A 13,070-nucleotide genomic window follows, 5' to 3' on the forward strand; every position below is an offset into this window, starting at 1 on the left:
ATCAGCCGTGCTTTAACTCAAAGCGAAGGTGACGGATCTGCATGCCGGTGAAGTTCGACTGGAGTTTAAACAGGAGCGGACGCTTCATCCGCTCCAGTTCCGGAACCCATCCCGGATGATCGACAAACACCGTCAACGCATGATCTTTTATAAATCCCGGTTCACTGTGACTGGCTATCTGCGGCCCCGCCAGTTTTTCCCAGGCATTCCGCAACACAACCACACTTTCCTGTACCGGCTGATCAAAATCCGAGACCACATCCTTCAGAATCTCCGCCACACTTTTCATGTCGCGCCGGGGTGCCATCGGTTTGTTCAGATGATACCGAACGCGATCAAGCTCCCACCGGCTGTTATTTTTTCTGCTGTGACGTGGTTGCTCCATGCGGCGATTGAGCCAGATAGACGTCCCTCAATACAAGGTTATTGACGACAGAAAAACAGCTTTCTCCGCCACAACCTGCACTTCTAAAAGAGGATGGACGGTCAGTTTCCGTTGATAAAGTTTACCGCATTCCGGAACAGTTCCAGGCCGAGCCCCTGCTCCGGAAGTTTACCGTCCAGTTTCTGCTTGTCCCAGTTCGGATGATTTTCCGGGAACAGATAGGCTTCCGGGTGCGGCATCATACCGAAAATACGTCCGGTCGGATCCGTCAGTCCGGCAATCGCATGCAGCGAACCATTTGGATTTGCCGGAAAATCCTGTGTCGGATTGTTTTCGGTATCCACATAACGTGCCGCCACGCAACCTTGAGCTTCCAGCTTTTCAAGCAGTTCATTATCCAGCGTGAAAACCTTGCCTTCGCCGTGCCGGATCGGAAGCGGCATGGTGCCCAGACCTTTTGTGAATACACACGCGGTATCTTCAAAACGTATGTTGCACCAGAAATTCTGGAAGGAGCCGCAGTCATTCTGCATCAGAGCAACTGTCGGTTCAAAATACGTTCCGTCGAGTCCGGGCAGCAGCCCCATTTTGGTCATCACCTGAAAACCGTTGCAAATGCCCATGATCAGCTTGCCGTCATCAATAAACTGCTGAATCTGCGCCTGCATATGGTGTTTTACGCGCAGAGCAAAAACGTGTCCGCTGGTCATATGGTCGCCATAGGAAAATCCACCGATAAACATCATCGCCTGAAAATCTTCCAGCTGATCCGGATGATCCAGCAGATCGTTCAGGTGAACCAGCTTAGGTTCCGCTCCGGCCAGTTTCCATGCATGGGCGCTCTCCGCTTCGCAGTTCACCCCGTATCCTGTAATAATCAAAACCTTTGGCTTACTCATTCTTTCCTCTATTTGTTCATGTCTTCAAGCATCGCCGTTGCTGCGGCAACCGGATCTTCGGCATGCATGATCGGGCGGCCGATTACCAGATGCGTCGCCCCCTGCTCCACGGCAAACGACGGTGAAGCCACACGCTTCTGATCGCCGATATCTCCGTTCGGCATGCGGATGCCCGGTGTAACCAGAATCGCTTCCGGAAACGCATCGCGCAGTACTTTGGCTTCGTGCGCACTGGTAACCATCCCGTCGATCCCCGACGAAACAGCCAGTTCTCCCAGTTTCACGGCCTGTTCGGAAACCGTACGATTAATCCCTAAATCTGTAAAATCATCTGCACTCAGGCTGGTCAGCGTGGTGACCGCCACAATTTTCGGCGGGTTTGCGCATTCCGCTGCCGCTTTGGCCGCATACTCGAGCATGGCGCGTCCACCGATTGCATGAACAGTCATGAGGTTCACACCGTGGCTCGCTGCGGTTTTTACGGCGTTGGCTACGGTCTGCGGAATATCGTGCAGTTTCAAATCGAGAAAGATTTTCTTGCCGCGTTTTTTCAACGGTTCCAGTACGGAAGGTCCTTCGGCACAGAAGAGTTCGAGCCCTACTTTATACCACTCAATAAAATCGGGTAATTCCTGAAGTTTGGCCTCCATTGCCTCGGTATTCGGCACATCGAGCGCCACGATCAAATCTGCTTTATTCATCCGAAAATCCTTTCTGCGTTCCAAAGTCTGGAAAGCTAGCAGAAAAGTTCCGGACGCTGGAACTTTTAAGCGTGCGTTTTTTTCGGAATCGGAATTTCAGGAGGATGCGGCTACTGTTGCCAACCCAATCCGGGCACTTAAATTTTCAGCCAGACCGTCTGATAGGGCTCAAACGGAATGACTTTTCCATCACCCATATACCGGCGGCCGGTCAGCAGATCCGAACAGGAATCTGCACGGTTCAGCCGGTAGAGGCGGTCATCGACGGTCAGCTCCTGATAATCGGCGGTAAAGTTACTGATGCACACCACACGCTCTTCTTTCCACTCACGCTCGATCACAAACCACTCGGAACCCAGGTTGATAATCTGCTGGCCTGCATCCGGATGGAATACTTTATGTTGTGCCCGGCAGTTCAGGCGTCGGGTATATTCTTTGAGAACCTTAGCGGCAGGAGACGCCTTATCGGTGATCTGTTTTTCCAGTTCACTCTCATCCCATTTCAGGCGGTTGATGGTACGCGCCCGTCCGGTTTCCTCAACCCCGGCATAGTTATTCCGTGTGGCGGTCAGGCTGTGGAAATACACGGCCGGCACACCGCGCAGCGACATGGCCACCGTCTGTGAGCAGAGGAAACGCGCCAGATGATGATCGGTTACCTGCTCAGGATCATCACCCATGGCATCAAAATAGGTAATATTCAGTTCGTATGGACTTTCCGTACCATCGGGGTTGGCCTTCATGGAAACATGCCCGCCCTGCGACTTCACACGGGCCGCCAGTTTCTGCAGTTCCTCATCCGGAACAATACCCTGCAGAGGCCGGACCCCGATGCCATCGTGCGATGCCGTAAAGTTAAAATAAGTACACTTTGGCGGAAGATCATTGAGCGATGCCGCCCAGTTGGTCAGATAGCTCGAATCTCCGTTCAGCAGACCATGCAGCAGCAGTGGCGGCAGACTGAACTGATAAACCATGTGGGCTTCATCGCCGTCACCGAAATAGGAGATATTCTCTTCATGCGGCACATTCGTTTCGGTCAGCAGCACCACATTCGGCGCTACCATATCCAGCAGATCGCGCATGAGCTTCACCACTTCATGCGTCTGTTTAAGGTGAATACAACTGGTGCCCACCTGCTTCCACAGATAGGCAATGGCATCCAGACGAATAATCGTTGCTCCATTGGCGACATAAAAAAGAAGAATATCCAGAAATTCAAAAAGCACATCCGGATTGGCAAAATTGAGATCCATCTGATCGTCGCTGAACGTTGTCCAGACATGGGTATCACCGTGCTGCGTGTGTACCGGGGTCAGCAGCGGAAGCGCGCGCGGCCGCGTTACCGCACTTAGATCGACATTCGGATCCTCCTCGATAAAATAGTTCCGATACGGAGCAATGTTGTTTACATAATCAATAAACCATTTACAGCTCCGCGAACAGTGATTGAGCACCAGATCAAACATCAGCCGGAATTCCCGGCCCAGGTCTTCAACATCCGCCCACTTTCCGAGCTTCCGGTCCACGGCGCGATAGTCGACCACCGAAAATCCGTCGTCCGAAGTGTAGGGATAAAACGGCAGAATATGCACCGTATTGATGGATCCGCTCAGATACCGGTCTGCAAAACGTTTAAGTACCTTCAGCGGGGGCTCATCACCGTTCTGAATCATATCGCCATAGGTAATAAGAACGGCAGAGGTTTCGTCCCAGAGATCCGCCTCGCTGAAGCCTTCAAGACCGATGCCGTACCGCCCGATCAGCTGCACCATACGCTCGAGCAGCTGCTCCACTTTCTGCGGACCGTAAAGCCGGTTAAACCGCGTGCGCATCCGCTCCAGCGCCTGGATATCGAGATTTTTGATCATGGTTCTAAACCTTTGATGTTGGTAATGAGCGTACGCAGACTTCTGCGCAGAACAGAATAACTGAAGAAACGGTTGGCCACTGCATAGTTATGCTCAACCGTGGTCTTTCGATACCCCTCATCCGCCAGCAGACGGCGGACATCATCCACCACCTCTTTCGTCAGATAGCCGTCCATCAGAGGCACACGAAATCCTTTCGGTTCAATATCACGCGCAAAAATAGAATACCGGTTGATCAGGATCGGCAGTTTGAAATAGACGGCTTCAAGAAAGGCGTTTCCGAAACCTTCATACAGACTCGGATAGGTTACAAAATCAACAAAAGGATACAGATCCCACAGGGTATAGATTTTCTGACCTTTCGAATTTTTCTGACGGAATTCACCGATACGGTCATCAATAATCCGCAGGTCCACTCCCGAATCATGTGCCAGCTCTTCGAGCATATGCTGATATTCATATCCCTCATCCCCGCCGGCATGGGAAATGACCAGCTTCATTTTCGGATCGCCCAGCGTTTCCAGCAGTTTGATCGAATGCTCAATGCCTTTCCGCGGCACAATCCGGGTCGGCTGAAGAATCAGGATATCATCTTCTGCAAAACCGAGATCAGCCCGCAGCCCTTTGGTATATTCATCGGGTTGAGGCGGCGGCGTTTCAAAATCGAATACATTCGGTATCAGCTCCGATGAGAGCCCCTTGCGCCACGACAGTTCTTCGCGGGCGGCCTGATTAATCACGACATGCTGCAGTTCATCGTCCCGTGGCGGAAACGCCATATCCAGAAAATCCGGAACCCCGTTGACAGAAAACCGCACACGCTCCCAGTAAAAATCATGATGGTGCGCAATGGAAGGAATCCGGGTTTCGGCCAGAAATTCAGTAATGGCGACACCAAGCGGAACATGCATGGGAATGGTGAGCGCATTCTGAAAAATTAAAATGCGCAGATCATACCGATTCACAAATTCATACAGCGTGGTTTTCAGGTATTCCGCCATATCACGAATCCGGCGGCTGACAATCGGATCGCGGAACGTCTTTCCCCAGATCCGCTCATTGATCCAGACATTCTCCGGATGTTCAAAATGCGCCTCCGGAACGCAATAACTCACTTCAGGCGCCCGGTCCAGCCGTCCCGCATACCAGAAGCTCCTGAACTCATGATCCCATAAAACCTTTGCCCATTTTGCACTTTCCAGGGAGACCCCGTCGGTGCCGGCAAAACGCGTTGAAACAAATCCGATATTTTCGCTCATTTCCGCCTCTGAATTGTTATCGAAAGCATAGACACGCCAATGAACATGAAAAGCATTTTTGTCGTTTTATTAATTTCTGACACAAAAAAGTGTATGGCGGGTTGCCAACACCGAACTACTTTCATTAGACTCAATGAATATCATTAAACAAGGATCTATATGGAAATCAAATTTGGAAGCATTGACGAAATACTCGAACTGCTCCCCGCTCTTCCTGACAAACTTAGAGGCATTCAGGAAACCCTAATAGCCAATCTGATCATGCTCAGCGAAATTCCTTCGCCGACGTTTGAGGAAGAAGCCCGGGTAAAACTTCTCCTCCAGCGCATGCTTGAAAGTGAGCTGGATAACATCTCAACAGACGAAGCCGGCAACGGTGTCGGTATCATTCCCGGAAAAGATCCATCCCGTAATATACTGCTTGTTGCCCACGCGGATTCGGTATATTCCGAAAAAGTCGATCATGCCATCAGTGTCCTGGCCGAAGAAATTGTCGGTCCCGGCATTGCTGATAACAGTCTCGGTATGGCGGTACTCGCCACGCTCCCGAACATTCTCGAAATGCTCGGCATTCAGCTCAACGCCAATCTGGTGCTGCTGTCGAGCACCAAAGGCCTCGGCAGCGGCAACCTCGACGGGCTTCGCTTTTTTATGGATAATAATAAAATTCCGTTTGAGGCAGGTATCTGCATTGAAGGAGAAAAACTCGGCCGCCTCAGCTACACCGCCGAAGGCATGTTCCGCGGACACATCACCTGCAGTATTCCGGAAGAACTTGACTGGCAGCGTGTCGGACAGAACAGTGCCATTATCGCGTTGAATGAAGTCATCAACCGTATTCTGGAAATTCCGATTCCCAAACGCCCGCGAACCTCTATTGTTTTGGGAGCCATCCGCGGCGGTAAGAGTTATAATGTTATGGCCACACACTCGAGCCTTCGGTTTGAAGTTCGAAGCGAAGATGCGGAAATGGTTCAGACCATTCGGGAGCGTATTGAAGATATCATTGCCCATGCATCATCCCCCTATAATGCTGAATTCAAATTCGATATTGTTTCCTCCCGTGAGCCGGGCGGAATCGATGTAAGTCATCCGCTCGTAAAAAGCTGCCGGATGGTGATGGAGAAACTCGGTGTACAGCCGACCATCCGGCCAAGCATGTCGGAGGTCTCCGAGCTCATTGCCCGGGGCCTTCCTGCCGTCACCCTCGGCATTACGGAAGCCAGCAACCTGCACGATCTCAACGAAACCATTCGTATTAAACCCATATACACCGGTCTGGCACAGCTGCTTGCCGTGCTGCTCGCTATCGATGGAGGCTTCTGCAATGAACCTGAATGATTGGATTAAAAACAACACCATGCATCACTCCCAGTTCTGGGACCTCAAAAAACTGGTGGAGGAAAAAGAAAAACAGAATCTGAAAATCTCGCTCTGTCTGCCGACCCTCAACGAAGAAAAGACCATCGGTAAAGAGATTGTCATGTTCAAATCCGAACTGATGGATCGCTATCCCCTGCTTGATGAGATTGCAGTGATTGACTCCGGCTCGACTGATGCCACCCGCGAAATTTCCGCAAATTTCGGTGCCGAGGTTCATCTTTCCTCCGACATTCTGCCACAGTACGGTGAGAAAAAAGGAAAAGGCGAAAACCTCTGGAAAGCGGTCTATCAGCTCAACGGAGATGTCATTGTCTATGTCGATGCTGATATCAAAAACATCCACCCGCGTTTTGTCTACGGACTGGTCGCACCGCTGATTTACCGACCGGAAGTGCACTATGTCAAAGCATTCTACGACCGGCCACTGGCCTTCTCTCAAGGCATCCGTCCGTCCGGAGGAGGACGCGTCACAGAAATTCTGACCCGTCCGCTCTTTTCGCTCTTCTTCCCCGAACTGACCGGACTCGTACAGCCGCTCTCCGGCGAATATGCCGTGCGCCGCGAAGTGCTTGAAGCCATTCCGTTTCCCATCGGTTACGGCGTGGAAACCTCACACCTGATCGACGTCTATGAAAAATGGGGTATGGAAGCCATCGCCCAGGTCGATCTCGATCAGCGTGTGCACCGCAACCAGGAAACCCGCGATCTCGGTAAAATGGCCTTCGGCATTCTGAGAGCTTTTCTCTACCGCGCCGAAGCGCTGGGGGTCATCGGAACGCTGCCCGAACTCAGTACCGAGCTTAAGCAGTTCCAGGCCCACGACGAAGAATTCGAACAGGTTACCCACACCATCGTTGAAGAAGAGCGTCCGCCGATGATCGAGCTGCCCGAATACCGTGAAAAATTCGGCATTAAATAGCCTCGCTGAATAATCCGGTTTATTCCTGTATTCCATGGTTTAATATGAACAGGTTAGCTGTAGCTGTCATTCATTATCACCTGCGTCCCGGCGGCGTGACGCGGGTGATCGAGCGCACCGTTGAATCACTCCGTGATCAGATGGATTTTTTCTGTATCAGCGGCGAAACGCCGGCAGAAGATGCTCAGCTTTTCCCCATATCCGAAACCTTTAAGCCTCTGGAATATTCTGACGCCGCCGATTTTCCGGACCTTGAAACATCGGTTAAGGAACTCCAGCAACTGGCCCGGAATCATTTCGGGCGCGCCCCCGACATCTGGCACATTCACAATCACTCGCTGGGTAAAAACAGCTTTATGCCGCAACTGGTCCGGGCGCTGGCCAATTCCGGCTGCCGGCTGCTCCTGCAACCCCATGATTTTGCGGAAGACGGCCGTGCGGCAAACTATGCCCTGCTCACCCGGGCCCTTGGTGAAAACCTGAACCGGATACTGTATCCCGATGCGGATCATATTGTGTATGCTCCCATCAATTTCCGGGATAAATCCTTCCTCGAAAACATCGGACTTTCCAAGGTCCGAGAGTTGCCCAATTCAGTAACAGCCCACGGAAAATCCAGCATCGAAAGTTCTTCTTCAGCCCGCACCATCGTCTATCCCGCCCGGGCCATTCGTCGGAAAAACCTCGGTGAATTTCTGCTTTGGAGCCTGCTGGCTCCCGAAGGGTATCTTTTCCAGAGCACCCTCGCGCCGCAGAATCCCAAATGGCAGGTTTACTACGATGAATGGGTCCAGTTTGCCGAAGAGCTGAATCTTCCGGTTGAATTCGATGCCGGTCGGAAACATGATTTTGCGGAACTTGTGCAGCAGGCGGAAGCTTTGATGACGACCAGTATTCAGGAGGGATTCGGCCTCGCATTTCTTGAGCCCTGGCTGGAAGGTAAACATCTGATCGGCAGAAAGCTTCCGGAAATCACCACCGACTTTGAAGCCGAAGGTCTTAATCTTTCAGGGCTCTATGAAACCCTGCCGGTTCCGCTGGAGTGGGCCGGCGAAGAACGGTTTTTCCAGACGCTGGAAAAGAAAATGCGCGAAATGTACGCCGCCTATTCCCGGTCCTGGAAACCGGATCTGCTTGACGAAGCTCAATCGACACTGGTGAAAGACGGGACCGTCGATTTCGGCATTCTCGATGAAACGCTGCAGCGTAGCGTGATCCGTCATCTGGTGGAGCATCCGGAAGATCAATCCCTTCTCCCCCCTCTCCCCCTGACCCCCTCTCCCCCGGTCATTGATCACAATCGCGCTGTAATCGAATCCAATTACAGCCAGAAAGCCTATGCGAATCGGTTAATGGGCATTTACAGCGATCTCGCACAGGCGGATATCAGTGCCGTTTCTTCTGCCGACGCACCCTGCCTGCTGAATCAGTTCCTGAAAGCGGATCGGTTCAATCTGCTCAGAACGTAGATAACGTTTTCGCTATAGCGGCAGATCTGCAGATCAAAAAAGCGCACTTCCGTTTCCGGAAGTACGCTTCGTTCAGGAGGTATTTTTTCGGGATCAAATCAGTTCGCATGCCCCGCCTGCACAGGCAATTTCACCCTGCAGGTTGGTTTCATCAGACTCTTCCTTCATCTGCGTATAGTCGACCGTGCGGAACTTGGAGATCAGTTCATTCCACAGTGTTTCGTCCTGCGCAGTAACCACCTCTTCATGCGGCGCCTGCTGATAGATCTTGTCACCGGTGGCGGCCAGCATGCTGATGCCGGTAAAGTCGGCGCGGTTTTCCCAGATGTAGTCCGCCACATCATCCCATTCGTCATCGCGAACGGTCAGGGTGTTGGACACATTGTGATACAGGCCGGGGTTCAGCTCCGGACGGGCGGTTCCGGGCACCACCCAGTTCTGCTGTGTGGAGTGTACATATTTAAGCAGATCCAGCGCGGACATTTCTGAGCGCAGAATCGCTTCTTCCGGGGCTTCAACACAGAAAGTGATGACATCGTCGGTTTTATTGGCACTCCACACCGACTCTTCACACATGTGCGGGTTGGTCTCATTGAAATATTTGTAGACCGGATCGGTTTTGTTGGCCTGTACCCGGCGGAAGTATCGGCGTGCATGACGCGGATGGATCCCCGAGGCCGTACCCAGCAGCAGTGATGTTGAACCTGCAGGTTTTACACAGGTCAGACGTGCAGCCGGTTCGGTCCCTATTTTCAGCGTGATCTCGCGGTTCACCTCAATGGCATATTTGGCCATTTTCCGCTGCATTTCCGGATCCAGCGTAATTGCCGGAGAGTCCATCATGCCGGTAATCGACACACCGAGCAGTGCTTCACGGCGACACAGCTTTTCGGTGGTTTCGCCGAGATAAGGGAAACTGGTATAGGCCGCCTGCAGCGAACCGATAATGGTTGCGGCGCGCACTGCAATACGGAAATCCTCTTCGGAAAGAAGTTTAGCTCCGTTGATTTCCGTCAGGTTGCAGAACTGCCAGCCCGATTCCACGGTCACATTGCCGTCCTCATCTTTCACCTCCAGATGCGGATTCAGTCCGATTTCACAGCAGGGGTTGCAGCCATGAGACTGGTCATTGGCAAAATAGAAGCCGGGTTCACCCCACTCTTTCTGTTTCTGGAAAATACGCAGGAACTGCGCTTTCGAAGTTTCGCCGCGAATCAGTTTTACAGAGTTGTTGGAACGGCCGCGCTGCGGGTTGGTTTCAAACCAGTTTCCGCGCTTGGCGTTCATCATTTCACCGTCATCCGGAGAAAACAGACAGATGGTGGCGGAGCGGCGCACACCGCCGGCAATTACCGCATCGGCCGCATGCATCATAATGTCGTAGGCTTCGATCGGTTTCAGTTTGCGGCCAAGAGCACCGTCGAGCACATTGCGGGCGCGTTCCAGTGCACGACGCAGCGGCACATGGCCCGGTGCGCGACCGCCGGAAGTGGTCAGTTTGGCACCGCGCGGACGAATCTGGGAATAGTTGAACTCCACCAGATAACCTTCAATATAGCTGTCCATGAGTGCCTGCATGGCATCCGCCCATCCTTCGATGGTGTCCGGAATCGTGAAGTGCACCACGGAACCTTCATCAATCGCAGGAGCCAGCGCCGGAAGTTTTTCGACATGTTCAAACTCAACACTGAAGCCGACCCCGGTGCCGCAGAGCAGCAGAAAAAGACCTTCTGCAAAAAATTCCACACGATCACAGATACCGAAGGTGCAGTTGTACATGCGGGCATGATTGGATTCAATGGCCTTTCCGCCGAACTGCATCGAGCGCATGGACGGTAGACAGCGTTTTTCAAGCACCCGGTCAAAGGCCCAGTTGATATCCTCTTCAGCGGCCGGAAACTGGCGCAAATGCATCTCGCGGACGCGGTTTACCGCTTCCGTAAAGGTTTCTCGGCGGCCGAGCTCCGGAAGAAAACGGGCATAACGGCTGGCAAGCATGTAGTCCTGGATGGCCGATGCATCAGGCCGCAGGCGCTGATTACGGGCCTGCTTATGCTCTTCACGATAAAGGATGTAAGCTTTGGCCACATCGTACAGACCGGCTCCCATCAGCTGCTGCTCCACCAGATCCTGAATGTGTTCGACATCGACTTCCTCGGTCCCGCGGCTCTTATATCCGGTAATGATATTATCAATTTTTGTGGTGATATCCTTGATGATGGTCACAAGATGTTGTGGTACCTCTTCAACCTCTTTGAGGGTTCCCCGAACCGCTTTTTCGATCGCGGCGAAGATCTTTTTATGATCGTAATCGACCGTCGCAAAGTCGCGTTTTTTAACTTTTATTGCCATTTTTGACCCTTTCTGAAATGAGCGATTACCGTGAATACTGAACGTTTCCGGAAGTATTTGAGGGCACACAGTAATATACTATATATGGTAGTCGCCGAAAACAAATGCACAATATCTATGTATTCGTAGATATTGAAGGAAAAAAAATAAAAAACGGAAACAGGCAGTCCACGGTCAGGATTTAACCCTTTTTAGTCAGCCGGTTTACACCGGATGATGAAGAAAAATGTTAGGACTGCGTAAGTATTGGGAGAACAGAAAAAGACGGGGCTGCATGCGACTCCACCCAAACCCTGGACCACAACATATATGCGGATCCGTTTGTCATGTATTCAAACGTGAATCCACGTATTGACAACGGTCTGCAAAGGTTCACTATACCGCGAAAATGAAAATGCGCGTCACATACAATGAAGAGCAGCGCTTCATTGAGACATCCATCATTGGACTTCTTGATATGGAGGCCGTGGAACGGGGATTAGTGGAAATGAATACCGTCATGGACCGCTATGACTGCCGGCAGGTGCTCTACGATCTCACACAGGCCGAACTCGGCCTTGAAACGCATGAAATCTATTTCATTCCCAAGCTCCTCAAAGAATCCGGAAATATGATTGTTAAGCGAGCGGTCATCTTTTCTCCGGACGATGAGCAGGATATGGCCTTTTTTGAAACGGTTGCCGCCAATCAGGGACTCACGGTTCAGATCTTCACAGAACGGAAGGCGGCCCTTGACTGGTTGCTGGCATGAAGGTTTCTGTGATCATGCCTGTCTGGAATGCAGCCGATACGGTATTGCAGACTTTGGAAACGCTTCGTTCCCAGACCTACGAATCGATGGAAATCATCGTCGTGGACGACGGATCGACGGACGGCACCACCGAACTGCTGCGGAAGCAGAAGGATATTCTACTGATCGAACGACCGCATCGAGGCATTGTTCCGGCCCTGAATGATGGCCTTCAGGCTGCGGGCGGAACCTTTATTGCCCGGATGGATGCTGACGATTTATGCCACCCGAAGCGCATCGAAAAACAGGTGGAGTATCTTAAAAAACATCCGGAAATCGGACTGGTGGGCTGCTGTGTTCAGTTTGGAGGAGACCGGGAACAGCAGGCAGGCTACGCCGCTTACGTGGGCTGGATCAATTTGCTGACGGAACCGGACGACATTGCGCTCAACCGGTTTGTGGAGTCTCCGTTCGCCCACCCTTCCGTTATGTTCCGGCGCGCACTGCTTCAGGAATGCGGGACCTATCGCGATGGCTGTTTTCCAGAGGATTACGAGCTCTGGCTCCGCTGGATGGCCGATGGAGTCCGTATGGGAAAGGTCAAAGAGACACTCCTTACATGGAATGATCCTCCGTCACGTCTGTCACGTACGGATAATCGGTATTCCGTTGATGCCTTCTATCGTATAAAAGCCGGTTATCTCTGCCGATGGCTGGAAACAAACAACCCGCATTATCCGGAGGTGCTGATCTGGGGTGCCGGCCGGGTAACCCGTAAACGCGCTGCAATTCTGGAAGAATGCGGCCTTCGCATTACGCATTATATTGACATTAAATCACGACGCCTTAACTGCGGTACTCCGGTCATCCGTCCGGAGGAAATTCCGACTCCTGATTCCTGCATGGTTCTTTCCATGGTCGGGAACCGCGGTGCCCGGCATCAGATTCATAATTATCTGGCAGAATGCGGATTCGTAACCGGAAAAAGTATGATCGCCTGCTAGTCACAATAATGTATTCAAAATTAAAATAAATACATATGTGTGCATACAAAGCCAAAATTAACATTACTCATTTGTATATTTATAAATTTTATATCTAA

11 protein-coding genes are annotated in these 13,070 nt (G+C 51.7%); 5 read left to right on the forward strand and 6 right to left on the reverse strand.

The genetic code is table 11. The features are described from left to right. Position 1: 1 nt before the first annotated feature. The 5 genes from EGM51_05705 to EGM51_05725 form a co-directional block, all read right to left on the reverse strand. Positions 2-385 (reverse strand): DUF721 domain-containing protein, encoded by a 384-nt coding sequence (locus tag EGM51_05705; protein ID QBG46913.1) that lies wholly within the window; start codon positions 383-385, stop codon positions 2-4. A gap of 101 nt (positions 386-486) precedes the next feature. After that, positions 487-1,284, reverse strand: coding sequence for a phosphoribosylformylglycinamidine synthase subunit PurQ (locus tag EGM51_05710; GenBank protein QBG46914.1), 798 nt, complete (start codon positions 1,282-1,284; stop codon positions 487-489). Positions 1,285-1,292: 8 nt separating this feature from the next. Next, entirely contained in the window at positions 1,293-1,985 is a 693-nt protein-coding gene (locus tag EGM51_05715) for an orotidine-5'-phosphate decarboxylase (protein ID QBG46915.1), read from the reverse strand. A 137-nt stretch (positions 1,986-2,122) separates the two neighbouring features. Beyond that, positions 2,123-3,856, reverse strand: coding sequence for an alpha-amylase (locus EGM51_05720; protein QBG46916.1), 1,734 nt, complete (start codon positions 3,854-3,856; stop codon positions 2,123-2,125). Then, entirely contained in the window at positions 3,853-5,115 is a 1,263-nt protein-coding gene (locus tag EGM51_05725) for a glycosyltransferase (protein ID QBG46917.1), read from the reverse strand. Before EGM51_05725 ends, EGM51_05720 begins: the two co-directional genes overlap by 4 nt. A 159-nt stretch (positions 5,116-5,274) precedes the next feature. Here EGM51_05725 and EGM51_05730 point away from each other — a divergent pair, with 159 nt between their 5' ends. Genes EGM51_05730 through EGM51_05740 form a run of 3 tightly spaced genes read left to right on the forward strand, consistent with a single transcriptional unit; the run spans position 5,275 to position 8,886 of the window. Beyond that, positions 5,275-6,456, forward strand: a complete 1,182-nt coding sequence (locus tag EGM51_05730; protein QBG46918.1) for a M20/M25/M40 family metallo-hydrolase — start codon at positions 5,275-5,277, stop codon at positions 6,454-6,456. Further along, positions 6,443-7,417: a glucosyl-3-phosphoglycerate synthase gene (locus EGM51_05735; protein QBG46919.1), complete on the forward strand. Its 975-nt coding sequence runs from the start codon at positions 6,443-6,445 to the stop codon at positions 7,415-7,417. Before EGM51_05730 ends, EGM51_05735 begins: the two co-directional genes overlap by 14 nt. A gap of 44 nt (positions 7,418-7,461) precedes the next feature. Further along, a complete protein-coding gene (locus EGM51_05740; GenBank protein QBG46920.1) occupies positions 7,462-8,886 on the forward strand; it encodes a glycosyltransferase family 1 protein in 1,425 nt (474 codons plus the stop codon). A 93-nt stretch (positions 8,887-8,979) separates the two neighbouring features. On the opposite strand, the gene EGM51_05745 is transcribed toward EGM51_05740, so the two are convergent. Beyond that, complete coding sequence (locus tag EGM51_05745) at positions 8,980-11,238, reverse strand: recombinase (GenBank protein QBG46921.1); 2,259 nt, start codon at positions 11,236-11,238, stop codon at positions 8,980-8,982. Positions 11,239-11,632: 394 nt separating this feature from the next. Here EGM51_05745 and EGM51_05750 point away from each other — a divergent pair, with 394 nt between their 5' ends. Both EGM51_05750 and EGM51_05755 read left to right on the forward strand, forming a co-directional pair. Next, entirely contained in the window at positions 11,633-11,989 is a 357-nt protein-coding gene (locus EGM51_05750) for a hypothetical protein (protein QBG46922.1), read from the forward strand. Further along, a complete protein-coding gene (locus EGM51_05755; protein ID QBG46923.1) occupies positions 11,986-12,972 on the forward strand; it encodes a glycosyltransferase in 987 nt (328 codons plus the stop codon). Before EGM51_05750 ends, EGM51_05755 begins: the two co-directional genes overlap by 4 nt. The last annotated feature ends 98 nt before the right edge of the window (positions 12,973-13,070 follow it).

The sequence above is a fragment of the Verrucomicrobia bacterium S94 genome (genome assembly GCA_004299845.1).
In the GTDB taxonomy this organism is placed as follows: domain Bacteria; phylum Verrucomicrobiota; class Kiritimatiellia; order Kiritimatiellales; family Pontiellaceae; genus Pontiella.